Here is a 26,180-nt window from a genome sequence, read left to right as displayed (position 1 = left end):
ACGCTTATCCGACCTACAAAAAACCGGGCATTGCCCGGTTTTTTCGCATCAGAAGCTATTGATGACGCTTACGTAAATTCTCAATGACGGTCGTTAAATCAAGGTCCTGGTCCTGTAGCAGCACCAGCAGGTGGTACATCAGGTCGGAGGCTTCATTGGTCAGCTCAAAACGGTCATGTACCGTTGCGGCCAGCGCGGTCTCGACACCTTCTTCACCCACTTTCTGCGCGATACGCTTGGTGCCGCTGGCGTAAAGTTTCGCCGTGTAAGAGCTTGCCGGATCGGCAGTTTTACGCTCGGCTAACAGTTGCTCAAGTTGATACAGGAATAACCACTGATGGCTGGCATCCCCAAAGCAGCTGCTGGTGCCTTTGTGGCAGGTTGGTCCAATTGGATTGGCCAGCACCAGCAGTGTGTCGTTATCACAATCCGGCGCAATGCGGACTACCTTCAGGAAGTGGCCGGATGTTTCGCCTTTGGTCCACAAACGCTGCTTGGTTCGTGAGAAGAAAGTGACGTTGCCGCTTTCGATTGTTTTATCCAGCGCTTCAGGGGTCATGTAACCCAGCATCAACACTTCACCGGATACCGCATGTTGCACGACAACCGGCATCAATCCGTCGGTTTTTTCCCAGTCGAGTTCGCGGCGCTGTTGCTCTGTTAACATATCCTGATCTCCACGCCCTGTGCTTCCAGGTACGCTTTTAATTCACCAATATTAATAATCTGTTTGTGGAAGACGGAGGCAGCAAGCGCCCCGTCGACATCGGTATCGCGGAAGGCTTCAAGGAAGTGCTCCATCGTGCCCGCGCCGCCGGAGGCAATCAGCGGTACATGACAGACATCACGGACTTTTTTCAGTTGCTCCAGATCGTAACCGTTACGCACGCCGTCCTGATTCATCATGTTAAGCACGATTTCACCGGCCCCGCGTTTTTGCACTTCCTGCACCCAGTCGAGAGTTTCCCACTGCGTCACGCGGGTACGGCTTTCATCGCCGGTATACTGGTTGACGTGATACTTGCCGGTTTCGGCATCAAACCAGGTATCAATGCCCACGACGATGCACTGTACGCCAAAGCGGTCAGCAAGACGGGTGATCAGCGTTGGGTCGGCCAGCGCAGGGGAGTTGATGGAAATTTTATCAGCGCCGAAAGAGAGGATTTTAGCGGCGTCATCAATAGACCTGATGCCACCCGCGACACAGAATGGAATGTCGATCACTTCCGCGACGCGCGACACCCAACTCTTATCAACCACGCGCCCGTCGCTGGAAGCGGTAATATCATAGAATACCAGCTCGTCTGCGCCTTCATCGGCATAGCGTTTTGCCAGCGGGACGATATCGCCGATGATTTCATGATTGCGGAACTGTACGCCTTTTACCACCTGACCATCGCGTACGTCCAGGCAAGGGATTATACGTTTTGCCAGCATTGGATGGCCTCCTTAACGGTGAATTTTCCTTCCAGTAGGGCGCGGCCGACAATCACGCCGCGAACGCCCGTGCCGCGCAGAGCGGCCACGTCTTCAATCTCGCCAATTCCGCCGGAAGACTGAAAGGCGACCTGCGGATATTTCGCGCACACTTCGTCATATAATGAGACGTTGGAACCCGCCAGCGTGCCGTCACGGGAGATATCGGTGCACAGTACATGCTTCAGGCCAACTGACAGATAAGTCTCGACCAGCTCTTCCAGCGAAACGCCGGAGTTCTCCTGCCAGCCGCTGACGGCAACCTGTTTGTTGCCCCGATCATCAATACGCACATCCAGCGCCAGCACCAGCGCGTCAGCGCCAAAGCGCTCAAACCAGCCTTTGACCACCTCGGGAGATTTGACCGCCGTGGAGCCGACCACCACGCGGGCAACGCCTGCGTCCAGCAGCGCCGCAACATCGTCTTCAGTACGCACGCCGCCGCCAACCTGCACGGGCACATTCACGCCTGCGACCAGCGTTTTAATCAGCGGGATCTGCCGTCTGGCCGGATCTTTCGCCCCGGTCAAATCGACCAGATGCAGTACTTCGGCGCCCTGGGCGGCATAATCCCGCAGGCGGGGAAGGGGATCGTTACCGTAATCACGCTGCCGGGCGTAGTCGCCCTGATGGAGACGCACTACGGTGCCATCGATCAAATCTAATGCCGGAATAATCATCACATCTCCAGGAAGTTTTTCAGCAACTGCGCGCCAGCGGCGCCGGAGCGTTCCGGGTGGAACTGCACGCCGAAGAAATTGTCTTTTTGCACTGCCGCAGTGAAGGGTTCGCCGTAGTTGCATTGAGCAATGGTCCACGGATTTACGGGCATAGCGTAGCTGTGAACAAAGTAGAACCAGGCGCCATCTTCAATGCCCTGGAAAAGACGATTACCCGCCTGCGGGTAAACGCGGTTCCAGCCCATATGCGGGAGCGGCAGGCCAAAATCGGTCATCTTCGGGACGTCCTGGTCAATAATGCCCAGAAGGTCGACGCCGTTTGTCTCTTCACTGTGGCGCCCGAGAATCTGCATGCCTAAACAAATTCCCAGAACGGGCTGAGTACAAGCCTTAATCAATTCGACAAGCTCACGCTCGCGCAACTGATCCATCGCCGCCTGGGCGGTTCCCACGCCGGGCAGGAAGAGTTTGTCAGCTTTTAAGACGACCTCCGGGTCGCGGCTGACCAGCGGATCATAACCGTGGCGCGCCACGGCGGATTTCACCGAGTTCAGGTTGGCGCAGCCGGTATCAAGGATGACGACGTTCATCACAGCACTCCTTTAGAAGAAGGCAGCGTGTCGCCTTCTACCCGAATGGCCTGGCGCAACGTGCGGCCAAACGCTTTAAACAGGCTTTCTACACGGTGGTGATCGTTTTTACCTTTGGTCTTCAGGTGCAGCGTCACGCCCATGGTGTAGGAGAGCGAGCGGAAGAAGTGTTCAACCATCTCGGTGCTCAGATCGCCCACGCGCTGATAGGTAAACTCGGCTTTATATTCCAGGTGCGGGCGCCCGGAGATATCCAGTGCGCAACGCGCCAGGCATTCGTCCATCGGCAGCACAAAACCGAAGCGGTTGATGCCGCGCTTATCGCCCAACGCCAGTTTTAGCGCTTCGCCCAGCGCCAGACCGGTATCTTCTACCGTGTGGTGATCGTCAATATAGAGGTCGCCCTTGACCGCGATCTCCATACGGAAACCGCCATGCGTGGCGATCTGATCGAGCATATGGTCAAAGAAGCCCACGCCGGTATTGATCTTGCTGCCGCCTTCGCGATCCAGCCACACCTTGACGTCAATCTGCGTTTCTTTGGTATTACGCTCAACGTGGGCATAGCGGTCGCGTTTTGTCAGCTGTTCGCCAATCATCGTCCAGTTCAGGGTTTCACGGTTATAACGTAACCCGTTAATACCCATGTTTTCGGCCAACTGGATGTCGGTAGCGCGATCGCCAATCACGTAGCTGTTGGCGCTATCCATCGCCTGTTCAGCCAGATAACGTTCAACCAGCTTTACCTTCGGCTTACGGCAGTCGCACTCATCTGCTGGCAGGTGCGGGCAGATCAGCACTTCATCAAACAGTACGCCCTGGGAGGTGAAAACCTGCATCATCAGGTCGTGCGGGCCGTCGAAGTCTGCCTGCGGGAAGCTCTGCGTTCCCAGCCCGTCCTGGTTGGTGATCATCACCAGCTTAAAGCCGGCTTTTTGCAGCTTCAGCAGAACCGGCACCACGTCCGGTTCAAAGGCGAGTTTGTCAAAACGATCCACCTGAAAATCACTCGGCGGTTCGGCAATCAGGGTTCCATCACGGTCAATAAAAAGATACTTCTGGCTCATACTTGCTCCGCACGTAAGGCGTCAATGACGCGCTGGCTTTCTTCGCGGGTTCCAACAGTGATACGCAGACAGCCGCTTAAAGAAGGTTGTTTATTCTGATCACGTAAGATAATGCCCTGATCCCACAGAGATTTAAACACGCTACTTGACGCGGTAAAACGTGCCAGAATGTAGTTGGTTTCTGAATCGAACACCTGTTCTACGCAGGCAATCTCTTTCAGCGCATTAACCAGATACTGACGTTCCAGCAGAATCTGCGCCACCCGTTCGCGCATCGCGTTGACGCCTTGCTGCGTCAACGCCTGAGCGGCAATATCGGCGACCGGCGTAGAGAGCGGGTAGGGGGCGATGACTTTCAGCAGCAGGTTGATGACTTCTTCGTTCGCCAGCGTAAATCCGCAGCGCAGACCGGCGAGCGCAAAGGCTTTGGAGAGCGTGCGCAGCACTACCAGATGCGGGTATTCAGAGAGCCAGCCAGCCAGCGTTGCCTGTGGGCAGAATTCAATATAGGCTTCATCCGCCACCACAATGGCGTTGCCGCGCGTCATTTCCAGCAGAGTACGTAAATCCTGTGGATTGATAAGCTGCCCGGTCGGGTTGTTGGGGCTGCATACAAACACCACTTTAACGCCGTCGAGTTTATCGGCGATGCCCCGCAGATCCAGCTGCCAGTTTTCCTGCGTCGGAACCGTCCGGCATTCAACGCCAATAGTTTCCGCGCTGACGCAGTACATGCCGTACGTTGGCGGGCAGTAGAGAATCGCATCTTTCCCCGGTTCGCAGAATGCGCGAATCAGCAGTTCAATACCTTCGTCTGCGCCACGGCTGACCAGCACCTGCCCGGGGTTCACTCCGGCGTACTGCGCATAATTTTCAATAACCGCTTTTGGCTGGCATTCCGGGTAGCGGTTGAGCGTTTGCTGAGTCAGCTGAAACTCCACTGCCGTCGGGAACTCATTGGCATTCAGCCAGACATCGCCATTACCGCCCAGACGGCGAGCGGACTGGTACGGCGTCAGGTTGCGAACGTTTTCCCGGGCTAAGTCGGTGACGCTGCGGGTATTTTCAGTGCTCATGCTTGCTCCTTAAGGGCGTTAACGCGCAGGGTGACAGCATTTTTGTGGGCGGTCAGCCGTTCTGCCGCAGCCAGCGTTTCAATGGTGGATGCCAGTGCGGAGAAACCCGCCTGCGACAATTCCTGAACGGTCATGCGTTTCTGGAAATCCGCCAGACCGAGGCTGGAGCAGGTGGCGGTATAACCATAGGTCGGCAGCACATGATTAGTGCCGGAAGCGTAGTCGCCTGCGGATTCCGGTGACCAGTCACCGAGAAAAACGGAACCCGCGCTGGTAATATCCTCCACCAGATCGCGTGCCTTACGGGTCTGAATGATCAGGTGTTCCGGCCCATACTGGTTCGAGATGGCGACGCACTGGGCTAAATCTTTCGTCACGATCAGACGGCTGGCGCTTAATGCCTGACGCGCCGTTTCCGCACGCGGTAACTCCGCTAACTGGCGTTCGACGGCCTCCGCGACGTTCTGTGCAATACCGGCATCCGGGGTCAGCAGGATGACCTGAGAATCCGGGCCGTGTTCCGCCTGAGAGAGCAGGTCAGACGCCACGAAATCCGGCGTGGCGCCGCTGTCGGCGATCACCAGCACTTCAGAAGGGCCGGCAGGCATATCAATTGCCGCGCCGTCGAGACGCTGGCTGACCTGGCGTTTCGCCTCGGTGACAAACGCGTTGCCGGGGCCAAAAATTTTGTCCACTTTTGGCACGGATTCGCTGCCGAACGCCAGAGCGGCAATGGCCTGGGCACCGCCGACGTTGAAGATTTCCTGCACGCCGCACAGCTGCGCAGCGTAAAGGATTTCATCCGCGATAGGCGGTGGCGAGCACAACACCACTTTTTTGCATCCGGCAATACGCGCGGGCGTGGCGAGCATTAATACGGTGGAGAAGAGCGGGGCAGAGCCGCCCGGGATATACAGGCCGACAGATGCGACAGGGCGCGTCACCTGCTGACAGCGAACGCCGGGCTGCGTTTCAACATCTACCGCCGGTAGTTTTTGCGCATTGTGGAAGGTTTCGATGTTTTTTACCGCTACCGCCATCGCCTGTTTGAGATTGTCGCTCAGACGCGCGCTGGCCGCGGCAATCTCTTCGGCGGACACTTTCAGCGCTGCGACGTTCGTTTTATCAAACTTCGCGCTGTATTCGCGCAGGGCGTCATCACCGCGTGATTTCACATTATCCAGGATCTCTGCGACGGTACGGGTAATGCTGTCGGAGGCGGAAATAGCCGGACGCATCAGCAATTCACGCTGCTGTTCAGTATTGCAGCTATTCCAGTCGATGATTGTATTAAAGCTCATGGCCGTCACTCCATCATCTTTTCAATTGGCAGCACCAGAATAGAGCTGGCACCGAGCGCTTTCAGTTTTTCCATCGTTTCCCAGAACAGGGTTTCGCTGCTGACCATGTGCATGGCGACGCGCTGCTGATCGCCCGCCAGCGGCAGAATGGTCGGACGCTCTGCGCCCGGCAGCAGGGCGATGACTTCTTCCAGACGCTCGCTCGGCGCATGCATCATGATGTATTTGGATTCACGCGCCTGAATAACGCCCTGAATACGGGTCAGCAGTTTGTCGATAAGCTGTTGTTTGGCTTCCGCCATTTCGCCGTCACGCTGGATCAGGCAGGCTTTGGAGCGGTAAATCACCTCGACTTCACGCAGACCGTTGGCTTCCAGCGTCGCTCCGGTAGACACCAGATCGCAGATGGCATCGGCCAGACCCGCACGCGGAGCGACTTCAACAGAACCGTTTAACAGACAGGATTTAAACGACACGCCTTTCTGATCCAGATAACGCTTAAGCAGGTGCGGGTAAGAGGTGGCGATACGCTTACCGTCAAGGGAAGCCGGGCCGTCCCAGGCTTCATCGACGGCGGTGGCCAGCGAGAGGCGGCAGCCGCCGAAGTCGAGACGGCGCAGGGTGTAGTAGCGCGGATCTTCGCCCTGCGCGCGGCGGCTCAACAGTTCTTCTTCCAGAACGTTTTCCCCGATGATTCCCAGATCGACAACGCCATCCATGACCAGGCCGGGAATATCGTCATCACGCACGCGCAGAATATCAATCGGCATATTCTCCGCCATCGCAATCAGACGCTGGGTGTGCAGGTTGATTTTAATACCGCAGCGGGCCAGTAATTCGCGTGAATCATCGCTTAAACGGCCTGATTTCTGAATAGCTATGCGTAAACGGGTGTTATCTAACATTCTTTTTTCCTCTTTATCCTGTCTGAACCGGTCTGAATCGCGCACAAAAAAAAGCCCCCGGAAGAATGATCTTCCGGGGGCTTTCTCATGCGTTCATGCACCACTGGAAGATCTGAATGTCTTCCAGCACACATCGCCTGAAAGACTAGTCAGGATGATGGTGATGATGGTGGTGTTTAAATTGAACGCGTGTCATAAAATTCTCGATGAATGCTTATTCATTTGATGCCTTTTAACCTAAACCACTTTAGCGCCGGAAAGCAAGGGCTTTTTTTCATCATTAATTCATTTCATATTGAAGGTATGAATTGTCAGTCCCGGCGGGCTGGCGTAGCCTTAGATAAGATGGCGTTAAAGTCAGGAGAGAACGCATGAAAAAGGTCGCAATTGTCGGTTTAGGATGGTTAGGAATGCCGCTGGCGATGTCGCTGACGGCAAGAGGCTGGCAGGTTACTGGCACGAAAACCACGCAGGATGGCGTGGAAGCGGCCCGCATGAGCGGCATTGAGAGCTATCCGCTGCGCCTGGAACCTGAGCTGGTTTGCGAAACGGACGATCTTGATGCGCTGATGGATGTGGATGCTCTGGTCATTACGCTGCCCGCTCGCCGTAGCGGGCCGGGGGAAGATTTTTACCGCCAGGCAATACAGGAGGTGGTCGACAGCGCGCTGGCGTATCACGTTCCGCGTATCATTTTTACCAGTTCCACGTCAGTGTACGGCGATGTGCACGGCATTGTGAAAGAGAATACGCCGCGTAATCCCGTCACGGCGAGTGGGCGCATCCTGAAGGAGCTCGAAGACTGGCTGCACAATCTGCCCGGCACCTCCGTCGATATTCTGCGTCTGTCCGGGTTGGTAGGGCCAGGACGACATCCGGGGCGTTTCTTTGCCGGTAAAACCGCGCCTGACGGCCAGCAAGGTGTGAATCTGGTCCACCTGGAAGATGTGATTGCCGCTATTACTCTGCTGTTACAGGCACCTAAAGGGGGACACATCTATAATATATGTGCGCCTTCGCATCCGGCGCGTAATGTGTTTTATCCGCAGATGGCGCGTTTGCTGGGTATGGAACCGCCGCATTTTCTGGAAAGCCAGAGTAACGATAAAGGCAAGATTATTGATGGCAGCCGGATTTGTAATGAACTCGGGTTTGAATACCAGTATCCCGACCCGCTGGTGATGCCGATGGAGTGACGCGCCAGCAGACTACCGCCATACACCGCAAGGGGGCGAGTATGAAACCACTGCTGGACGTTCTGATGATTCTCGATGCGTTAGAGAAAGAGGGGAGCTTTGCGGCGGCGTCGGCAAAATTGTTTAAGACGCCGTCAGCGCTCAGCTATACCGTCCATAAACTGGAAAGCGATCTGAATATCCAACTGTTGGATCGCAGCGGGCATCGGGCTAAGTTTACCCGCACCGGTCAGATGCTGCTGGAAAAAGGCCGGGAAGTTCTGCATACCGTGCGCGAACTGGAAAAGCAGGCCATCAAACTTCACGAAGGTTGGGAGAACGAACTGGTCATCGGTGTGGACGATACGTTTCCTTTTTCTCTCCTTACTCCCCTCATTGAATCCTTCTACCAACATCACAGCGTAACGCGCCTGAAATTCATAAATGGCGTACTGGGCGGTTCCTGGGAGGCGCTGACGCAGGGGCGGGCGGATATCATCGTTGGCGCGATGCACGATCCGCCCTACGCCAGTGGTTTCGGTTTTGCTCGTCTGGGAGAGCTTGAGCAGGTTTTTGCGATTGCCCCGCATCATCCACTGGTGCAGGAAGAAGAGCCGTTGAGTCGGCGCACAATAAAACGGTTCCGCGCGATTGTGGTCGGCGATGAGACGCATCCGGCGTGTTCGGCAAGCGCGCAATTGCTTGATGATCAGGAAGCTATAACGGTTTTTGATTTTAAAACCAAACTGGAACTGCAAATCAGCGGCCTGGGATGTGGGTATTTACCGCGCTATCTGGCGCAACGCTTTCTGGACAGCGGTGCGCTTATTGAGAAGAACGTGGCGGCGCAGATCGTGTCGGAGCCGGTGTGGATGGGCTGGAACGAACAGACGGCCGGACTGGCCAGCGCGTGGTGGCGAGATAAAATTTTAGCAAATAGTGCTATTGCTGGCGTCTATACAATGGGGGATGCTGGGAAATCAAACAGTTAATAAAAAATATTTTTTGACGGGGCTCTCATTCTCTTGTCATTTCGCCTTAATTTAGTGCACAATGCGCCGCTTGCAAAAAATGACATTAACCGACGTTTTAATACGCGTCGGTTATTTTTTTGCATCAAACCAATCATTCAATAAAAGAGGCCGGGCTTCGTACCGGATAGATACTTACTAAAAACCGACAGTTGTTGTCGCTGAGGAATCCAGAAAATGGGGCAATTTTTTGCTTACGCGACGGCATTCGCCGTAAAGGGGAATGACCATGTCGCATAACGTTACTCCAAACACCTCTCGCGTGGAATTGCGTAAGACGCTTACGTTGATTCCGGTTGTAATGATGGGTCTTGCCTATATGCAGCCGATGACGCTGTTCGATACATTTGGTATCGTCTCAGGCCTCACTGACGGTCACGTTGCGACGGCGTATGCCTTTGCGCTGATCGCGATTCTTTTTACTGCGTTGAGCTACGGTAAACTGGTGCGTCGTTTCCCGTCCGCTGGCTCCGCGTACACTTACGCCCAGAAATCCATCAGCCCGACCGTAGGCTTTATGGTGGGCTGGTCATCGCTGCTGGACTACCTGTTCATGCCGATGATCAACATTCTGCTGGCGAAAATTTACTTTGAAGCGCTGGTGCCGACAGTGCCGTCGTGGATCTTTGTGGTGGCGCTGGTGGCCTTTATGACCATCTCTAACCTGCGCAGCATCAAGACCGTCGCTAACTTCAATACCCTGATTGTTATTCTGCAAATGGGGATTGTAGCGGTGATCGTCGGCCTGATTATCTACGGCGTGTCTCACGGCGAAGGTGCGGGTACGCTGGTAAGTTCCCGTCCATTCTGGTCTGAAGGCGCGCACGTTGTGCCGATGATTACCGGTGCGACAATCCTGTGCTTCTCGTTCCTCGGCTTTGACGGTATCTCTTCTCTGTCTGAAGAGACTAAAGACGCGGAGCGCGTTATTCCGCGCGCGATTTTCCTGACGGCGCTGATTGGCGGCCTGATCTTTATCGCGGCGTCTTACTTCCTGCAACTGTACTTCCCGGATATTTCGCGCTTTAAAGACCCGGATGCATCACAGCCTGAAATCATGCTGTACGTTGCGGGTAAAACCTTCCAGTGGGGCGTGCTGATTTTCTCCAGCGTGACCGTACTGGCATCCGGTATGGCGGCACACGCGGGCGTTTCCCGTCTGATGTACGTCATGGGTCGTGACGGCGTATTCCCGACGCGTTTCTTCGGCTACGTTCATCCGAAATGGCGTACTCCGGCGTGGAACGTGCTGCTGGTTGGCGCGATCGCACTGCTGGCGATTAACTTCGATCTGGTCACGGCGACGGCGCTGATCAACTTCGGTGCGCTGGTGGCGTTTACCTTTGTGAACCTCTCCGTGATTTCCCAGTTCTGGATCCGTGAGAAGCGCAACAAGACGCTGAAAGACCACTTCAACTATCTGGTTCTGCCGGTGTGCGGCGCGCTGACTGTTGGCGCACTGTGGATCAACCTGGAAGAAAGCTCAATGACTCTGGGTCTGATCTGGGCGGGTATTGGCCTGGTGTATCTGGCTTGCGTGACCAAAAGCTTCCGCAATCCGGTACCGCAGTACGAAGATATCGCACAGTAATGAAATGACCTTTCACAGGTAAAAAACCGGAGACATGTTCTCCGGTTTTTTTATGCAAAAATCTGTAGGCCGGATAAGGTCATCGGCCGTCCTTCGGCACAACGCCAACGCCTGATGGCGCTTCGCTTATCAGGCCTACACTCCTCACTGTTTGTAGGCCGGATAAGGCGTTTACGCCGCCATCCGGCAAAAGCGACGCGTGGCTCCTCAGACAATCTCTTCTGCGTACTGCCAGAGTGATTTCAGCAATGCCAGTTTCTCTTTATCGTCAGCATATTGCTGATACAGTATCTGTAACTCTTCCGCATACCGTTGCAAAAACTCTGGCGTAAACACCTGACGACGATGCTCCAGCCAGCGTTGCTGTTCGGTTTCATCCAGCGTCCCAGGGAAGTTACGGGCGCGATAGTTAAACAGCAGTTTTTCAATCCGCTTATCGACAAACGTAATATCCAGCGCGGGCAAATTGCGCGGTTCGGTGTCCAGCACGATTTTCATGGCGGCACGATCGGCGTCGCTGAAAAAGCCATTGTATAGCTGCGCATCGACGTTCTCAGGCGGCGTAAACGGCTCGGCCTCAGCGAAGATTGCCACAACCTTATCGCGTACCTGCGGATTATCGCGCAGCACTTTCAGGTTATCGAGACAGTGCTGACGGTTAATCCCCAGGCGATCGGCATCCTCCGGGCGGAGCGTATTAGCCTGAGCCAGTACCGGGCATTTATTGATGTGTACCAGTTTTACCGGAACTGCGGCGTTATCGCCGAGGTCGGCTTTAGCGGTATATAACCGCTCGCGCAGGGTATCGCTGTCCAGCTCCAGTAATGGCGACATATCGCCCGCCAGATCCACCATAATGACCGCGTTGCGGTTTTCTGGATGCCAGGCCAGCGGCGCAACCCAACTGGTGTTGCCGCGCCAGGCGCCAAACATACCGGAGATATGCACTAGCGGTTTCATTTGCGGCACATCGATCAACGCCGCCAGTTTATGTTTGTTGCGATGCGTGTAAAGGTAGTCAAACAGACGCGGCTGGCGCGACTTCACCAGTTGCGCCATAGCGATGGTGGCGTACACGTCTGCCATTGCATCGTGCGCGTTGGCATGTTCGATCCCGTTGGCTTTGGTCAAGTGCTCAAGGCGGAAGCTGGGCAATCCGTCGTCATTTTCCGGCCAGTTTATGCCTTCCGGGCGCAGGGCATAGCAGGCGCGCATCACATCCAGCAAATCCCAGCGCGAGTTGTCGTGCTGCCAGCTCCAGGCATAGGGATCGTAGAAGTTGCGATACAAAATGTTACGCGTGACTTCATCATCAAAACGGACATTGTTGTAGCCGACGACACAGGTCTTTGGCACGGTGAACAGTGAATGAATACGTCTGGCAAAGTCGGCTTCGTTCTCTCCTTTGTCGCGCGCTTCCTGCGGCGTAATCCCGGTGATGAGCACAGCGCCTGGCTGAGGCAGGTAATCATCGGCGGGCTTGCAGTAAAAGACTTCAGGTTCGCCAATAATATTAAAGTCGCTATCCGTGCGGATGGCGGCAAACTGTGCGGGTCTGTCCAGCGCCGGGTGAGTCCCGAAGGTTTCGTAGTCATGGAACAGGAAGGTAGGGTGCTGCTTGCCGTCATTCATTGTTCAGTTCTATCCGTTACTGTGCGTTTGCGCGGTTCTGCGCAGCAGGGTATCAAATCCTGGCGGTGTTATCAGCTTCTGAGTCGTTATTGGGAGCGTTAAGGTTACGCTGCCCGGCACTGCATAGAAAAACGTGCGTTATGTCACATTTTCTTGCAATTTATCCCTGTTTGTTTATCAGAACTTCCGTAAAAAGAACGGCAAATTATGACTTTCCTGAGGAAATAGTGTTGAAACGCCGTTTGTTTATTGCCGCTTCACTTCTCGCGATGAATCTTTCTTCCGCTCTGGCTGCCGATGTGCCAGATTTTTCTCCCCAGCCTCCGGCCATTCAGGCAGGGTCATGGGTACTTATGGATTACACCACGGGTCAAATTCTGACCGCAGGTAATGAACATCAGCGGCGTAACCCGGCTAGCCTGACCAAGCTGATGACCGGCTATGTTGTCGATCGCGCTATCGACAGCCATCGTATTAGCCCGGACGATATCGTAACCGTTGGACGTGATGCCTGGGCCAAAGACAACCCGGTTTTTGTGGGATCTTCATTAATGTTTCTGAAACAAGGGGAGCGCGTTTCGGTTCGGGATCTCAGCCGGGGGCTGATTGTTGACTCTGGAAACGATGCCTGCGTTGCGCTGGCGGATTACATCGCCGGAGGGCAACCGCAGTTCGTCGCCATGATGAATCACTACGTTGAAACCCTGAAGTTGCAGGATACCCATTTTGAAACGGTACACGGACTGGATGCGCCAGGCCAGCACAGCTCAGCCTATGATCTGGCGGTATTGTCCCGCGCCATTATTCACGGTGAGCCTGAGTTTTATCATATGTACAGTGAAAAGAGCCTGACATGGAACGGTATTACCCAGCAGAACCGTAACGGACTGCTGTGGGATAAAACCATGAATATCGACGGGCTGAAAACCGGCCATACCTCCGGCGCGGGTTTTAACCTGATTGCCTCCGCCGTGGACGGGCAGCGTCGTCTTATCGCCGTTGTGATGGGTGCGGAAAGCGCGAAAGGGCGCGAAGATCAGGCACGTAAGTTGTTGCAATGGGGGCAGCAAAATTTCGATACGGTACAAATTTTACGCAGTGGCAAACAGGTTGGCACGGAACGTATCTGGTACGGCGATAAAGAAAATATTGCTCTGGGCACCGAGCAGGATTTCTGGATGGCGCTGCCGAAAACTGAAATTCCGCATATTAAGGCCCGGTATGCCCTTGATAAAAAAGAACTTGAAGCCCCTATTGCCGCACATCAGCGGGTCGGTGAAATTGAGCTATACGATCGGGATAAGCTGGTGGCGCACTGGCCTCTGGTGACGCTGGAGTCTGTTGGCAAAGGCGGCGTTTTTTCCCGACTGAGCGATTACTTCCACCATAAGGCGTAACCCCTTTTCTGACACGGCAGACTGGTAAGAGTGCGAGTCTGCTCACATACTCATCATGATTTCCTTGTGACCTTTATATGCAAAATCTTATACTGTGTTTATATACAGTATAAGATTTGCCGGAGGGGACATCGCTTCCTTATCCGGCGCTGACTTCAATGCATTATGGAACACCGTCGACCTGATACGCGTAGCGCCATCAGGTCGACGGTGTGCTATCAGTCTCAGTGAAACTATCGGAGGCAGTATGGACTACGAAATCAGGCAGGCAGAGAAGCGTAATATCGCCGGTTTTCACATGGTTGGCCCGTGGGAAAAAACGGTGAAGCAAGGTTTTGAACAACTCATGATGTGGGTTGACGGGAATCAGGTTGTTCCGCTCGAATGGATCGCGGTTTACTACGATAATCCAGATGAGGTTCCGGCGGAAAAACTCCGCTGCGATACGGTGGTGTCTGTCCCGGATAATTTCACCATTCCGAAAAATAGCGAAGGCGTCATCCTGACGGAGATCGCCGGCGGGCAGTATGCGACAGCGGTGGCGCGCGTTGAGAATCATGATTTCGCGACGCCCTGGTATCAGTTTTTCAATAGCCTGTTACAGGACAATCACTACCAGATAGCGGCTAAACCGTGTTTTGAGGTCTATCTTAACAATGGAACGGAAGACGGGTACTGGGACATTGAAATGTATGTACCCGTACAGTCGAAATAGCCCTGTGTGAATGGTACGCAGTACCCGGCGGATGGGCGTCGTGACGGGGGGATTTACGTGCGAGTCCTGTCCGCTATAGTGATATTTTCGCTGCAAAAGCGGGTACAATTCGTTTTTTGGTCATTTCCAGACGGAGTGCGTGAGTGCGGGCTGATAAATCGCTGAGTCCCTTTGAAATTCGTTTATATCGCCATTATCGTGTTGTACACGGCATTCGCATTGCGCTGGCGTTTATTCTCACTTTCCTGCTGGTTCGACTGTTCAACATCCCGGAAGGCACCTGGCCGCTGATCACACTGGTCGTCATTATGGGGCCGATCTCCTTTTGGGGGAACGTGGTTCCCCGTGCGTTTGAGCGTATCGGCGGCACGATTCTGGGATCGGTATTAGGCCTTGTAGCGTTACGTCTGGAGCTTTTTTCCCTCCCGTTGATGTTGATCTGGTGCGCTGCGGCAATGTTCTTGTGCGGTTGGCTGGCGTTAGGGAAAAAGCCGTATCAGGCTCTGTTGATCGGCATCACGCTCGCCGTGGTGGTAGGCGCGCCGGCAGGCGACATGAACACGGCATTGTGGCGCGGCGGGGATGTTATTTTAGGTTCGCTGCTGGCGATGCTGTTCACCGGCATCTGGCCGCAACGCGCATTTTTACACTGGCGCATTCAGATGGCGCATTGTGTGACGGCGTACAATCGGGTCTATCAGGCCGCGTTGTCGCCAAATTTGTTAGAGCGTCCCCGGCTGGAGAAGCATTTACAGAAACTGCTGAGCGACGTCGTCACAATGCGTGGGCTGATTACGCCAGCCAGTAAAGAAACCCGCATTCAAAAGTCGATATTCGAAGCGATTCAAACCGTGAACCGCAATCTGGTCTGTATGCTTGAGCTGCAAATTAATGCACACTGGGCATCTCGTGCCAGCCATTTTGTGATGCTGAATGCGCACACGCTGCGCGAAACGCAGCAAATGACGCAGCAAACGTTACTCACCATCGCCCATGCGTTGTTCGAAGGCAACCCGCAACCGGTACTGGCAAACACGGAAAAACTCAATGAGATTGTCGCGGAGCTGCGCCAGTTGATAAACGAGCATCATGGCAATACCGTGGCTGAAACGCCTATTCATGGCTATGTTTGGCTAAGTATGGAGACGGCGCGGCAACTGGAGCTGCTCTCCCATTTGATCTGCCGGGCATTGCGCAAATAAAAAGCAGATGACGCTCGTGATTCGGCTGCTGCTTCGATTCAGCACCGATTAAGGGTATGATACTGAAAAAGGATAAAACCATTGTCATCTGCAACGGCTAAAAGTAATGTTTACCCTAACGTATAGCGGTTGCTTAAACGAATCCGAATCTCACATTATCAGGGGTGTAAAAATGGAAACCAACAAGCCTTCTTTCCAGGACGTACTGGAATTTGTTCGTCTGTTCCGCCGTAAGAACAAACTGCAACGTGAAATCCAGGACGTTGAGAAAAAGATCCGTGACAACCAGAAGCGTGTTCTGCTGCTGGACAACCTGAGCGATTACATCAAGCCAGGTATGAGCGTTGAAGCGATCCAGGGCATCATCGCCAGCATGAAGAGCGACTATGAGGACCGCGTTGATGATTACATCATCAAAAACGCAGAAATTTCTAAAGAACGCCGCGACATTTCTAAAAAGCTGAAAGCGATGGGCGAAATGAAAAACGGCGACGCAAAAGCAGAGTAACAGCCTGTGGCAGTGGGGAACGCCGCGTGTTCCTCACTGTAATTCAACCCCGCCAGTGACCATCTTCAGCAAATGCTGATCGGGCCAGTGTTCCGTCAGTTTTCGTTGTGCGAGTTCCCACTTAATATGGTCAACGTCATGGCGCTGCCTGTCCAGCATCAGCCCGACAACGCTTCCGCTGTGCGCCACATTCAGACCGTATAAATCACAGGCTTCCACCAGCGCCAGCAGGGCATCAAAGCCTGGCTTTGGTAACAGTTGTTGGCTGGCGATAGCGCTGAGCGTGGCGGCTTCCCCCATCCGACGAGGGTTTTGCGTTATGCAGGCTTCCTGCACTCTTTCCCATGCCTGCTGCAACATCGCTGCCCCCGCATGCAGACGTTCCAGTCTGGGGATGCGGTGATAATCCGCCGTGCGCAACGTTATTGGGCTTTCGAGGACTAAAAGATCAAGCTGTGGTTGCGCTTCACAAGCCATTTGCGTAGAGGCGTCATTGTGATCGAAAAGCGTCAGTTGACGGAAAATGGTGCTGTCGGTGGGTTCAAGCGAAACACACAGATGTGCAAGCGTGGGTTCATCCAGCGTATGCCCCAGATGGTGTGCGGTTGCGACCGCCGTTGCCGCGATATCTGCGGTACTGCTGGCCATCCCTTTGGCGACGGGAATGGTGGAATGCACTGCGATCCGAATCTCCTGGCTCCACTGCGCAGGGTAGCGCCAGTATTCCAGTAGCCGATTGACCATTGCGCGTGAAAGGGGACGCTCATCCGCAAGGGGAGCGCCCGAGCTTACTTCCACGGTGCTGTACCATTCGACAGGGCAGGAGACCAGTTTCTCACTGCCCAGAATCCAGCCCTGGATAAGTTCTCCGCATGACGCGGGGCATTGCGCAACAGCCACGTTTTCACCTTTCTGGTCAGCAATCCTCGGCGCATAGTGTCACGGCGATTGCGCTATTACCATGATTTTCCGCAAGTTGCAGTCGGGCAAAATCAGGCGGAAACGTCAAATGTGACCTTGTCACTTAACGCAATCCGCATCACATCTTGCGCGATCATAAGCTCTTCATTGGTATTAATGACCGCCACTTTCACCACTGCGTTTTCAGCCTGAATAAACGTAGCGTTGCGCAGGTTTTTTTCCTCATCAATACTCAACCCCAGGAAATGCAGATTATGGCAGACTGCCGCTCTGGCACGGGCGGAGTTTTCGCCGATTCCACCGGTAAAAATGAGCGCATCCAGACCGCCCATTTGCATGATATAACTGCCGATTGTCGCGCGAATGCGCTCAGCAAATAGCGTAAGCGCAAGCGCCGCCCGGCGATTTCCGCCATCGGCGGCCTGCTCAACGTCGCGGTAATCATGCGAAACGCCGGAAATGCCCAGCAGCCCCGACTCATTGTTTAATAAATAATTAAGCTGCTGGGGCGTTTTCCCTTCACGCTCTGCAATCCAGGGCAGAATGGAGGGATCGATGTCTCCGCTACGGGTTCCCATCATCACGCCTGATTGTGGCGTAAATCCCATTGATGTATTGACGGATTGCCCCCCTTTGATAGCGCAAATGCTGCTGCCATTACCCAGATGGCAGCAAATAACGCGTAAGGCGCTGAGCGGGACGCCCAGTCTTTCAGCTAATGCCGTGCTGACATATTTATGGCTGGTACCGTGAAAACCATAGCGGCGAATACCCAGCTCGGTGTAATAACGCCAGGGCAGAGGGTAAATATAGGCCGACTCGTCCAGCGTCTGATGAAAGGCGGTATCGAATACGGCCACAGAAGGCGTTGAGGGTAACAACTGGCGAAAAATATGAATACCGAGCACGTTAACCGGGTTATGCAACGGGGCCAGTTCGGCAAGGCGCTCAATTTGAGCGAGCGTTTCATCGGTCACGCGCGCCGAATCCTTAAAGAACTCTCCGCCGTGCGCCACGCGATGACCCACGCCGTCAATATCCTGTAAGGTATTAATGATGTGATGACTGAGGAGCTTATCCAGCAGCAGGGTAACGGCTTCGCGGTGATCGGCGATGGGGGCCGTTTCCTGCCATTTTTGCGCGGATGTTTTCATTGTGACTCTGGCGTTCGCCATTCCGATACGTTCGATTAATCCCTGGCAGATCATTTCGCCCTGCGGCATTGCCAGCAACTGGAATTTTAGCGACGAGCTACCGGCGTTAATCGCCATTATTTTGTGAGACATAAGGGTTCCTTAGCACTCAGAAAAACAAACATTTCATCAATCCCGGATTTCATCAGCGCGCTGGTGACAAAAATTTTCTGCGCACCGGCTTGAATCAGCCAGTTCTCCACGCATGAGATACGTGACGAATCCGCCAAATCAGATTTGGTGACGATCCCGATAACGGGTCTGTTCATTGGGCCGGTAAAACCGGGGGAGAAGGGCGACCACGGCGCATCGGCATTAAGAACCAGCGCGATAATGTCAGCTTCACAGGCGCTTGCCAGCAGCGCGCTATACAGACAGCGGTTCTCCAGATATTCGCCCGGTGTATCGATTGTGCCGGGCGACCAGACAATAGCCTGTGTTTTCTGGTAATGAAGCGCTTCGCCGTTCAGACTCTGTGTAAGAGAGGTTTTCCCGCACTGGCTGGGGCCGATTAACATAATGCGTTTCATGGCGTTATGTCCGGGTAATTGGGCAGGCGGTAAAACGCATCATTTCTCCCAATGTTCTGGTCACCTGATTTAACGCATACTCGACGGCTGATACATCGCCGGTCAGCACGACGGCCCCGGTGAAACGGTCAAGAAAACCAATCTCGACCGCGCCGGATTTGGTGGCGATATCGCAGGCAATAATCGAGGCTTCGCTGGGCGTAATGGTCAGGATCCCAATAGCGGATACCGCATCCGGCAGACCCAGTTTTTTAAAGAGATCTTTACCGGGGTTAGCAATCAGATGCGCCAGCGTTACCTGTTTCCCGGGAACATACTCCTGAATCATGCGTTCCGTTGTCGGTTGCTTTTCCATTATCCCTCCACGATCTGTCGCCACATGGCTTCATGCGGACGGGGGATCACGGCGCGGTAAACCAGCAGTCCTTTTTCGCCTGCGCTTTCACTGGCTACCGTAACGGCGTTGTTGACATCGGAGACATCGCCTGCCACCACCATGTAACATTTTCCGCCAATACCGAACGCCATATGGACACGCACCAGCGTCACGTTGGAGGCTTTAACGGCGCGATCGGCGGCACTGATACAGGCTGCTACGCTCCAGGTTTCCACGATCCCTACGGCCTGACGTTGATCAACGCTGTTCAACCCGCTGACCGCAGGCAGCACGCTGGCATGAATATTCGGCAGCACCAGACTATCCACGAGCATGTCTGCGGCCAGCGATGTGCCCGTTTCGATGGCCTGCTGTACCGCACCGACATCGCCGCCCAGCATCAGTAAAAATTTACCCGGACAGATTGTTTTACTGACCAGTAAATTGACGCTGGCGCTTTTCAGCATGGCATCGCCTGCTTCCATTCCTTTAGCGATGCTGGTGAGTTCTAAAATACCTATAGCCTGAGACATGGTTAACCTCTTACAACCGTGATGGCGTGTTCAGTAATGTCGCTGACAATGCCGTCAATACTGGCGTGAACGGGAGCGCCTAACGCGCCAGATGGCATATCGGCGACACACTGTCCACGGACAACGCGTTCACCTTTTTGCACGCAGGGAACGGCGCTGGCGCCAATATGCTGACGCAAGAGCAGCGTCGTTTTGTCTGTTGAAGGGGCGACGTCCGTTAGCGGCGCGTCGTAATACCAGTCGCTGAGCCCCAGTTTGGTAATCAATCGCTTAACCGGCACCAGCCGATATTTCGCCATTTCATCGGCGGGATTCAGCGGGCCTTCGTAACGAAGGTTTTGCGCCCGTAGCTCACGTTTCAGCATACGGTTAATGCGCATGGGGGAGATCCCCACCGGGCATGCCACGCTTTCGCAAACGTTGCATTCTGAACACGTCAGCGCGCTAAGCAGGAGTTGCGGTGTCGCGGCCTGTTGATAGTTCACCGCACGTACCAGTAAATGGGGAGATAACTCATGGCCGATCAAATGCCTGGGGCATAAATCAGTACATAACCGGCATTGCTCGCAAACGGTTTTTGCAACAGACAAAACGGTGCGTTCATCCTGCATTCGTCGCTGAATCAAGGGATGGGTTTTTGGTAACACCAACAGGCCGCCGGTGGTCTTTGTCACCGGTGAATCCAGCGATGTCACCAGGCTTCCCATCATAGGGCCGCCGTTAATCAATCCAGGGTCATCAACGGTGGCGCCGCCTGCAAGCGCTAAAACGTCGCGTAAAGACATACCGACAGGAACGGTGACGGTCAGCGGCCTTGCAACCGCGCCGTTAACGGTAAGAGTGCGGCGCGTTACGGGATACTGTTGTTCTACCGCACGGGCGATATTCAGTACGGTCTGAACATTATTGACCACCACGCCGACGCTCACTGGCAACGCCGCAGGCGGAACGCGTCGGCCTGTCGCCATCCAGATGGTCAGCACTTCGTCCCCGGCCGGGTAGACATCCGGTAAAATATGCAGCCTGATACTGGAAGGTAGCAGGGGGGTTAATGCCTCAATCGCATCGCGGTATTTTTCTTTTAACGCAATAATCCCCTCGTGTGCGCCGGTTGCCTTCATGGCGTACTGCACGCCGCGAATCAGGCGCGCGGGCTGCTGCGCCATTAATTGCTGATCAACCTTGAGCATCGGTTCACATTCAGCAGCATTAACCAAAAAGATCTCAACCTGCGCCTGTAGTTTGACGTGGGCGGGGAAACCCGCACCCCCGGCGCCAACCACGCCCGCAGCACGTACTCGATCGCGTATGGTTTGCGCATCATAGCTATCCTGTTCAATGGCGCTGACGGTATTCATGACAACGCCTCAAGAAGTTCCCGGATCGCGCTGGCATCGGCGGTACGCGGGTTGGTTCTTAACGTCACATCAGCCAGCGCCGCCTGAACCATGACAGGGATTCGTTGTGAATACGCCTGTCGTCCCTCTTTAAGCGCCTGGGCGAATGAAGGAATCGCACACTGTGTTTTGAGCTGCTCAATCTGATGAATCAGCGCATTGAGGCATGACGTCTCGTTTGCGCTGGCGGGGCAGAGTTGACAGGCTTTCGCGAGTCTTGCGTATCGTTTTGCCGCCCGGGGATCGTGGGCGTTAAAGCGGATGACCGATGTCAGCAGCAGTGCATTGGCAAGCCCGTGCGGCAGATGAAACTGGCCGCCTAACTGATGGGCAATAGCATGGTTCAGCCCCAGTCCTGCTTGGCTAAACGCCATTCCCGCCAGCGTTGAGGCGTTGTGCATCTTCCCACGGGTAGCCAGACAATCCCCTTTCCTGACCGCAACGGGCAGATACTGAAAGACGATTTGCGCGGCTTTTTCCGCCAGCGCGTCAGTGAAGTCGCTGGCGTGCGGAGACACATATGCTTCAAGCGCATGCGTCAGGACGTCCATCCCCGTGTTGGCGGTAATATTTGCCGGAACGGTGACAACCAGCGTCGGGTCGAGAATAGCCATATCTGGATACAACGCTTTATTAAATAACGGATATTTAATGCCCTTTTCTGGATCGCTAATGACGCATGCGCTGGTGACTTCGGAACCGGTGCCGCTGGTGGTGGGAATTGCAACACAGGTTTCAATTTCGATGCCGAACTGACGGCTGAACCAGACGATGGCTTTTGCCGCGTCGAGCGCCGATCCTCCGCCAAAGCCGATGACCACATCCGGTCGCAGGGCATGCATTTGCGCAATACCTTGCACTACCGTACCGATGGTAGGGTCCGGGATGATGTCGCTGAATATGCTGATGCGATTATCCGTTGGAAGGGCGTCGCGCAGCGTATTGATCAGCGGTGATTGCGCCAGAAATCCATCACAGATAATCCAGATATGACGGTTTGTAAAACGCGTCAACACATCCAGACTTCCTCTGCCACTGTACAATCGGGTTGGTAGTGAAAACGTATTCATAACGACCTCATTAGCGAATTGAAAAGCCGTTGGTCAGTACGCAGCGACGGGAACGGGCAAATGTGCGTGCTGAGGTTGTCCCTTCGCCGGTCGGGGTGGCGATGGTAAAGGTGGTAAACCCTTCGCCGCCAACGCCGATACCGGCATAGGAAGGGCCGTTTTTCACAAAAATAGAGGTCTGTAAGGTGCGCGCCGCCAGATTCAGGCGAGAGACATTCTGCGAGTGCATAATGGCGGTATGGTGCAGGCCTTCTTCAACTTTTAGCGCCAGTGCCAGCGCGCTGTCGAAATTATCGACCTTCACGACGGGTAGCATTGGCATCAACTGTTCGCTGGTTACCCACGGATCGTCGGCACTGACGATACCGATAAGCAAACGCGGCGGTTTTGCGGGAACGGCAATACCGGCGGCTTCCAGCATGGCGGCAGGGCTTTTCCCGATCAGTTTTTTATTCGCGTGACCTTCCGGGAGGCAGACGGCGCGTAATTTATCGATATCCGCAGCGTTTAACAGCAATGCGCCGAAAGCCTGCATTTGCTGAACCAGGCGCTCAGCGACGCTCTCTACGACAATCAGACTTTTTTCTGCGATACAGGGCAGGTTGTAATCGAACGCTGCGCCGTTGATGATATCTTCGGCCGCTTTGACGATATCGGCGGTCTCATCAACGATGCAGGGCGGATTGCCTGCCCCGGCGCCAATGACCTTTTTACCGCTTTTCATTCCCATCGCAACAATGCCGGGGCCGCCAGTAATAGCCAGCACCGCAATATTGGGATGCGCCATCATTTGCTGAGTTGCCTCAAAGGTCGGTTCTGCGACAGTGACGACCAGATTACGGATGCCGCAGCAGCGGAAGGCGATATCTTCGATCATGCCGATCAATTTGAGTGAGACGTTTTTCGCGCCAGGATGCGGGCTGAAATAAACGCTGTTGCCCGCAGCCAGCATACTAATGCTGTTGTTAATAATGGTTTCGGTAGGGTTGGTGCTGGGCGCGACGGAACCAATGACGCCGAACGGTGAATATTCAAACAGCACCATGCCGCCATCGCCGGTGAGGGCCGTGGTTGTCAAATCCTCAATGCCTGGCGTGTTATCCAGCGCGGCTTTGTTTTTAAGGAATTTATCTTCTTTGTTCCCCATCCCCGTTTCCGCTGCGCTCTCCGCCGCCAGCGTGGCAAGATGCGGCGTAAGCTCCTGGCGCAGGGCTCTGATAATGGCGCTGCGCGTTTTGAGCGGACACTGCTGATAACGTAAGAAAGCCTGATGCGCCGCGTCTACCGCTTCGCCGACGGACTGAAAAATACCGTGTCCTTGCGTTTCGGACTGCGCAGGCGCCAACTGTTCGCTTAAAATATTACGGATGAGGGTTTCCAGTTCAGAAGTATTCATTGATGTGTTCTCACGTTAATTGCCGCAATGGCGGCTTGTGCAATATCCATGTCCTGTTCAACGCTCCCGCCGCTGATGCCAAGACCCCCAATGAGCAGACCATCACGCCATAACGCGAATCCGCCGCCAAAAGTGACGACTTTCCCCTGCATATGGCTTTCCAGACCGTAGAGCGAAGCGCCCGGCTGAACGGCGCAGGCCAGTTCGTGGGTGGCTGTTTTCATGGCGACGGCGGTCCAGGCTTTTTTCGGCGCCAGTTCACTGCTCACCAGCAGAGCGTCCGGCATACGCCAGGTCACGGTTTCGGTGCCGTTGGCATCCACAATGCTGACGACCACAGGAACCTGAAGCGCCTCCGCCCGCGCCACCGCTGAACGAGTTAACTGATGAAGCTCGTGAAAAGAGAGGGCCATAGAGGGCTCCTTGACGACAGAGGCCGGGGTTGAGGCCAGGTAGCGCTCAGTGACCTCCCGAATGATGTTGTTCTGATGAGCGTCATGATCTTCGGCGCGCGCCAGCGCATACAGGCAATCAGATAAGCGGTTGATGTAGCGCATCAGGACGTGCCTGACGCTGGCGGTTGCCGACAGCTCGACCAGACGTCTTTCAGCCCGGCGGGCAAGCGTGCGGGCAAAGTGCAGGCGACTCGCGGCTTCGCAACGGCCAGGTAAAATAAAACTGTGTAAAGGCGTAACGCGTCCCATCGCGGTATCAATAGCCGCTTCAAGCGCGGCAATATCTTCCGCGCTGATATAGCGCTGCTCCGGCGACGGCTGCTCGCTTTCGCTGGCGAGTTCGGCGCTAAACCAGAATATCTGCATCTGAATAGATTCGAGCAACGTGCGGTGTTGCGCGCTGGTTGTGGCGCAAACGCATAAACTTAGCGCTGCATTGAGTTCATCCAGCGTGCCGTAGGTTTCGACGCGTGGATGCGTTTTACTGACCCGTTGGCCGGTAAATAAGGCCGTAGTGCCGGAATCTCCTGTTCGGGTATAAATCGCCATCATCCGCTCCTTAATGAGAAAGCGTGTCTACGATGCCGACAATGGCCAGATCGATGGCCTCGTTCGGGCTGGAAAAAACATGTCTGGCGCTGGAGCCGCTGCTGAGTAAAACCAGTTCACCCACGCCAGCGCCGACGGAATCGACGGCAACCTCATCTCCGGTAATAGGCGAGTCGGGAAGCTCTCCATCGGCACTTACCCGACGTACCAGCAAAAGTTTTTTCCCAACCAGAGAGGGCGATTTTTGCGTGGATACCACCGCGCCTGTGACTCGTGCCAGATGCATGGTTCACTCCTGCTTAATAAGTTGAATATTACGCGCGCTGGCGGCTTCACGGGCCAGAGCGGTGACGACACAGCGACGACGCAGCACCAGTAATTGCCCCGCGAGTAGGGCGACGTCGGCGTAACTCAAAAGAGTGGTCGGATGCAGGCAGATTGTTTGCCCTCGTTCATCGACCAGCCTGATGGGCAGACGCGCCAGCTTTTTCACCGGCAGCGACGGCAACAGGCGATGGTGCAGGGATATCTGTAGACGAATACCTGATGCCAGTGCGTCATGGACTTTCTTCGCTACAGGGTCGTCGGCATCCTGCTCTGCGATGTACGTCAGCGAAGGCAGGTCCGCCTGCACAATATGCAGCGCCGCATACTGACAAAACAGCGCGCGGGAATCGGCCTCCCGCAGTTGCGAAATACTGAGCGTGGCCGTGCTTTCCGCCCGCCGCTGCAAGCGGGAGATGACCTCCTCAATAATGCGCTGCAACATCTCGCCGTTCATCGCGGTGTAACCAGAGTGGCAAACGCGTCCGGGCTGTCGGCGCCTGCGGCATTGGCTTCGTCTGTGTCGATGTGCATTTCAAGACGCATATCCGCAGAGACGCGAATCGCGACGTTGTCGAAAATCAGCCTGCGCGCATTGCCTTCAATAGCGACAGAGACTTTGTCGCCATGCGCAACGCGAAATATCAACGCATCAAGCGGTGACATATGAATGTGGCGTTGGGCGACAATCACGCCGGATGCGAGATCCAGCTCGGCGAAGGGGCTGACAAGACGAATGCCTGGCGTTCCTTTAAGGTCTCCCGACATGCGCAGCGGCGCAGCGATGCCCAATGTTCTGGCATCGGTGCGGGAAATCTCAACCTGGCTGGTACGGCGAAGGGGGCCGAGCAGGCGCACATTCTTTAACTGACCTTTAGGGCCAATAAGCGTGACGGTCTGGTCGGCCGCATATTGCCCAGGCTGGAGCAGCGCTTTTTTCTCGCTGATTGGCTGACCAGGGAAAAGCCGGGCATAGTCTTCAGCGCTAAGATGGATATGACGGTTGGAAACACCCAGAGGAATAGGGCGCTCACGCATTTCATCCAGCACTTTGCTGACGGTTGTTTCCAGAAGCTGTTTATCCATTACG

General features: G+C 54.7%; 29 protein-coding genes, 2 pseudogenes and 1 other annotated feature. Of the genes and pseudogenes, 9 read left to right on the top strand and 22 right to left on the bottom strand.

Annotation, left to right across the window (positions count from 1 at the left end):
- Window positions 1-55 precede the first annotated feature (55 nt).
- From hisIE to hisL, 9 genes are all read right to left on the bottom strand, one after another.
- Window positions 56-667, bottom strand: coding sequence for a bifunctional phosphoribosyl-AMP cyclohydrolase/phosphoribosyl-ATP diphosphatase HisIE (gene hisIE, locus OGX93_RS17965; RefSeq protein ID WP_047462646.1), 612 nt, complete (start codon window positions 665-667; stop codon window positions 56-58).
- The gene (hisF, locus tag OGX93_RS17960; RefSeq protein WP_012131735.1) at window positions 661-1,437 is read right to left on the bottom strand and encodes an imidazole glycerol phosphate synthase subunit HisF; all 777 of its coding nucleotides are present in this window, start codon (window positions 1,435-1,437) and stop codon (window positions 661-663) included. The genes hisIE and hisF overlap by 7 nt, the downstream gene beginning before the upstream one ends.
- Window positions 1,419-2,156, bottom strand: a complete 738-nt coding sequence (hisA, locus tag OGX93_RS17955) for a 1-(5-phosphoribosyl)-5-[(5-phosphoribosylamino)methylideneamino]imidazole-4-carboxamide isomerase (RefSeq protein ID WP_198447532.1) — start codon at window positions 2,154-2,156, stop codon at window positions 1,419-1,421. Before hisA ends, hisF begins: the two co-directional genes overlap by 19 nt.
- On the bottom strand, window positions 2,156-2,746 hold the full coding sequence (hisH, locus tag OGX93_RS17950) for an imidazole glycerol phosphate synthase subunit HisH (RefSeq protein ID WP_199976108.1): 591 nt from the start codon (window positions 2,744-2,746) through the stop codon (window positions 2,156-2,158). Before hisH ends, hisA begins: the two co-directional genes overlap by 1 nt.
- Entirely contained in the window at window positions 2,746-3,813 is a 1,068-nt protein-coding gene (gene hisB, locus OGX93_RS17945) for a bifunctional histidinol-phosphatase/imidazoleglycerol-phosphate dehydratase HisB (protein WP_047462654.1), read from the bottom strand. Before hisB ends, hisH begins: the two co-directional genes overlap by 1 nt.
- Window positions 3,810-4,889 (bottom strand): histidinol-phosphate transaminase, encoded by a 1,080-nt coding sequence (gene hisC / locus OGX93_RS17940; protein WP_286449158.1) that lies wholly within the window; start codon window positions 4,887-4,889, stop codon window positions 3,810-3,812. Before hisC ends, hisB begins: the two co-directional genes overlap by 4 nt.
- Window positions 4,886-6,190, bottom strand: a complete 1,305-nt coding sequence (gene hisD / locus OGX93_RS17935; RefSeq protein WP_286449157.1) for a histidinol dehydrogenase — start codon at window positions 6,188-6,190, stop codon at window positions 4,886-4,888. The genes hisC and hisD overlap by 4 nt, the downstream gene beginning before the upstream one ends.
- A 5-nt stretch (window positions 6,191-6,195) precedes the next feature.
- A complete protein-coding gene (gene hisG, locus OGX93_RS17930; RefSeq protein ID WP_024130200.1) occupies window positions 6,196-7,095 on the bottom strand; it encodes an ATP phosphoribosyltransferase in 900 nt (299 codons plus the stop codon).
- A gap of 45 nt (window positions 7,096-7,140) precedes the next feature.
- Window positions 7,141-7,265: a sequence feature (His leader region), on the bottom strand.
- On the bottom strand, window positions 7,241-7,291 hold the full coding sequence (gene hisL, locus OGX93_RS17925) for a his operon leader peptide (protein WP_001364200.1): 51 nt from the start codon (window positions 7,289-7,291) through the stop codon (window positions 7,241-7,243). (Overlaps the previous feature by 25 nt.)
- Window positions 7,292-7,466: 175 nt before the next feature.
- On the opposite strand from hisL, the gene OGX93_RS17920 reads away from it, so the two are divergent.
- The 5 genes and pseudogenes from OGX93_RS17920 to OGX93_RS22380 form a co-directional block, all read left to right on the top strand.
- Window positions 7,467-8,291: an SDR family oxidoreductase gene (locus OGX93_RS17920; protein WP_012131743.1), complete on the top strand. Its 825-nt coding sequence runs from the start codon at window positions 7,467-7,469 to the stop codon at window positions 8,289-8,291.
- 41 nt (window positions 8,292-8,332) lie between these two features.
- A pseudogene (locus OGX93_RS17915) lies at window positions 8,333-9,317 on the top strand (LysR family transcriptional regulator).
- Between the two features lie 161 nt (window positions 9,318-9,478).
- On the top strand, window positions 9,479-9,541 hold the full coding sequence (yoeI, locus tag OGX93_RS17910; RefSeq protein WP_099433339.1) for a membrane protein YoeI: 63 nt from the start codon (window positions 9,479-9,481) through the stop codon (window positions 9,539-9,541).
- Window positions 9,531-10,892, top strand: coding sequence for an APC family permease (locus OGX93_RS17905; protein WP_024130202.1), 1,362 nt, complete (start codon window positions 9,531-9,533; stop codon window positions 10,890-10,892). The genes yoeI and OGX93_RS17905 overlap by 11 nt, the downstream gene beginning before the upstream one ends.
- Window positions 10,893-11,002: 110 nt before the next feature.
- Window positions 11,003-11,086 (top strand): annotated as a pseudogene (locus tag OGX93_RS22380) (hypothetical protein); the annotation flags it as partial.
- A gap of 13 nt (window positions 11,087-11,099) precedes the next feature.
- On the opposite strand, the gene sbcB reads toward OGX93_RS22380, so the two are convergent.
- The gene (gene sbcB / locus OGX93_RS17900; protein ID WP_286449156.1) at window positions 11,100-12,524 is read right to left on the bottom strand and encodes an exodeoxyribonuclease I; all 1,425 of its coding nucleotides are present in this window, start codon (window positions 12,522-12,524) and stop codon (window positions 11,100-11,102) included.
- 224 nt (window positions 12,525-12,748) lie between these two features.
- Between sbcB and dacD the strand changes: the two genes are divergently transcribed.
- The 4 genes from dacD (at window position 12,749) to OGX93_RS17880 (ending at window position 16,346) form a co-directional block, all read left to right on the top strand.
- Complete coding sequence (dacD, locus tag OGX93_RS17895; RefSeq protein ID WP_080750383.1) at window positions 12,749-13,921, top strand: serine-type D-Ala-D-Ala carboxypeptidase DacD; 1,173 nt, start codon at window positions 12,749-12,751, stop codon at window positions 13,919-13,921.
- Between the two features lie 247 nt (window positions 13,922-14,168).
- Window positions 14,169-14,636 carry a DNA gyrase inhibitor SbmC gene (gene sbmC, locus OGX93_RS17890; RefSeq protein WP_012131750.1) on the top strand — a complete coding sequence of 156 codons (468 nt, stop codon included), beginning with the start codon at window positions 14,169-14,171 and terminating at the stop codon, window positions 14,634-14,636.
- A gap of 143 nt (window positions 14,637-14,779) precedes the next feature.
- Entirely contained in the window at window positions 14,780-15,838 is a 1,059-nt protein-coding gene (locus tag OGX93_RS17885; protein ID WP_286449155.1) for an FUSC family protein, read from the top strand.
- 172 nt (window positions 15,839-16,010) lie between these two features.
- On the top strand, window positions 16,011-16,346 hold the full coding sequence (locus OGX93_RS17880; RefSeq protein ID WP_024130204.1) for a DUF496 family protein: 336 nt from the start codon (window positions 16,011-16,013) through the stop codon (window positions 16,344-16,346).
- Window positions 16,347-16,379: 33 nt separating this feature from the next.
- On the opposite strand, the gene OGX93_RS17875 is transcribed toward OGX93_RS17880, so the two are convergent.
- The 12 genes from OGX93_RS17875 to OGX93_RS17820 form a co-directional block, all read right to left on the bottom strand.
- Window positions 16,380-17,246, bottom strand: coding sequence for a GHMP family kinase ATP-binding protein (locus tag OGX93_RS17875; protein ID WP_047462679.1), 867 nt, complete (start codon window positions 17,244-17,246; stop codon window positions 16,380-16,382).
- 92 nt (window positions 17,247-17,338) lie between these two features.
- Window positions 17,339-18,553 carry an acetate/propionate family kinase gene (locus OGX93_RS17870; RefSeq protein ID WP_286449154.1) on the bottom strand — a complete coding sequence of 405 codons (1,215 nt, stop codon included), beginning with the start codon at window positions 18,551-18,553 and terminating at the stop codon, window positions 17,339-17,341.
- Window positions 18,538-18,990, bottom strand: coding sequence for a EutP/PduV family microcompartment system protein (pduV, locus tag OGX93_RS17865; protein ID WP_012131755.1), 453 nt, complete (start codon window positions 18,988-18,990; stop codon window positions 18,538-18,540). The genes OGX93_RS17870 and pduV overlap by 16 nt, the downstream gene beginning before the upstream one ends.
- Window positions 18,991-18,994: 4 nt before the next feature.
- Window positions 18,995-19,345, bottom strand: a complete 351-nt coding sequence (pduU, locus tag OGX93_RS17860; RefSeq protein ID WP_047462685.1) for a propanediol utilization microcompartment protein PduU — start codon at window positions 19,343-19,345, stop codon at window positions 18,995-18,997.
- Window positions 19,345-19,899, bottom strand: a complete 555-nt coding sequence (gene pduT, locus OGX93_RS17855; protein WP_012131757.1) for a propanediol utilization microcompartment protein PduT — start codon at window positions 19,897-19,899, stop codon at window positions 19,345-19,347. Before pduT ends, pduU begins: the two co-directional genes overlap by 1 nt.
- A gap of 2 nt (window positions 19,900-19,901) precedes the next feature.
- Window positions 19,902-21,257: a 4Fe-4S dicluster domain-containing protein gene (locus OGX93_RS17850; protein ID WP_286449153.1), complete on the bottom strand. Its 1,356-nt coding sequence runs from the start codon at window positions 21,255-21,257 to the stop codon at window positions 19,902-19,904.
- A complete protein-coding gene (locus tag OGX93_RS17845) occupies window positions 21,254-22,366 on the bottom strand; it encodes a 1-propanol dehydrogenase PduQ (protein ID WP_286449151.1) in 1,113 nt (370 codons plus the stop codon). Before OGX93_RS17845 ends, OGX93_RS17850 begins: the two co-directional genes overlap by 4 nt.
- Window positions 22,367-22,376: 10 nt before the next feature.
- A complete protein-coding gene (pduP, locus tag OGX93_RS17840; RefSeq protein WP_286449150.1) occupies window positions 22,377-23,762 on the bottom strand; it encodes a CoA-acylating propionaldehyde dehydrogenase PduP in 1,386 nt (461 codons plus the stop codon).
- Window positions 23,759-24,766, bottom strand: coding sequence for a two-domain cob(I)yrinic acid a,c-diamide adenosyltransferase PduO (gene pduO / locus OGX93_RS17835; RefSeq protein WP_286449149.1), 1,008 nt, complete (start codon window positions 24,764-24,766; stop codon window positions 23,759-23,761). Before pduO ends, pduP begins: the two co-directional genes overlap by 4 nt.
- Before the next feature lie 10 nt (window positions 24,767-24,776).
- Window positions 24,777-25,052 carry a EutN/CcmL family microcompartment protein gene (locus OGX93_RS17830; protein ID WP_012131762.1) on the bottom strand — a complete coding sequence of 92 codons (276 nt, stop codon included), beginning with the start codon at window positions 25,050-25,052 and terminating at the stop codon, window positions 24,777-24,779.
- Window positions 25,053-25,055: 3 nt separating this feature from the next.
- Window positions 25,056-25,547 carry a microcompartment protein PduM gene (gene pduM / locus OGX93_RS17825; protein ID WP_047462698.1) on the bottom strand — a complete coding sequence of 164 codons (492 nt, stop codon included), beginning with the start codon at window positions 25,545-25,547 and terminating at the stop codon, window positions 25,056-25,058.
- A complete protein-coding gene (locus OGX93_RS17820) occupies window positions 25,544-26,176 on the bottom strand; it encodes a phosphate propanoyltransferase (RefSeq protein WP_012131764.1) in 633 nt (210 codons plus the stop codon). The genes pduM and OGX93_RS17820 overlap by 4 nt, the downstream gene beginning before the upstream one ends.
- Window positions 26,177-26,180: the final 4 nt, after the last annotated feature.

The sequence above is a fragment of the Citrobacter sp. CK195 genome (assembly GCF_030333365.1).
In the GTDB taxonomy this organism is placed as follows: Bacteria; Pseudomonadota; Gammaproteobacteria; order Enterobacterales; family Enterobacteriaceae; genus Citrobacter_B; species Citrobacter_B koseri.
This window is presented reverse-complemented; position numbering and strand designations above follow the sequence as displayed.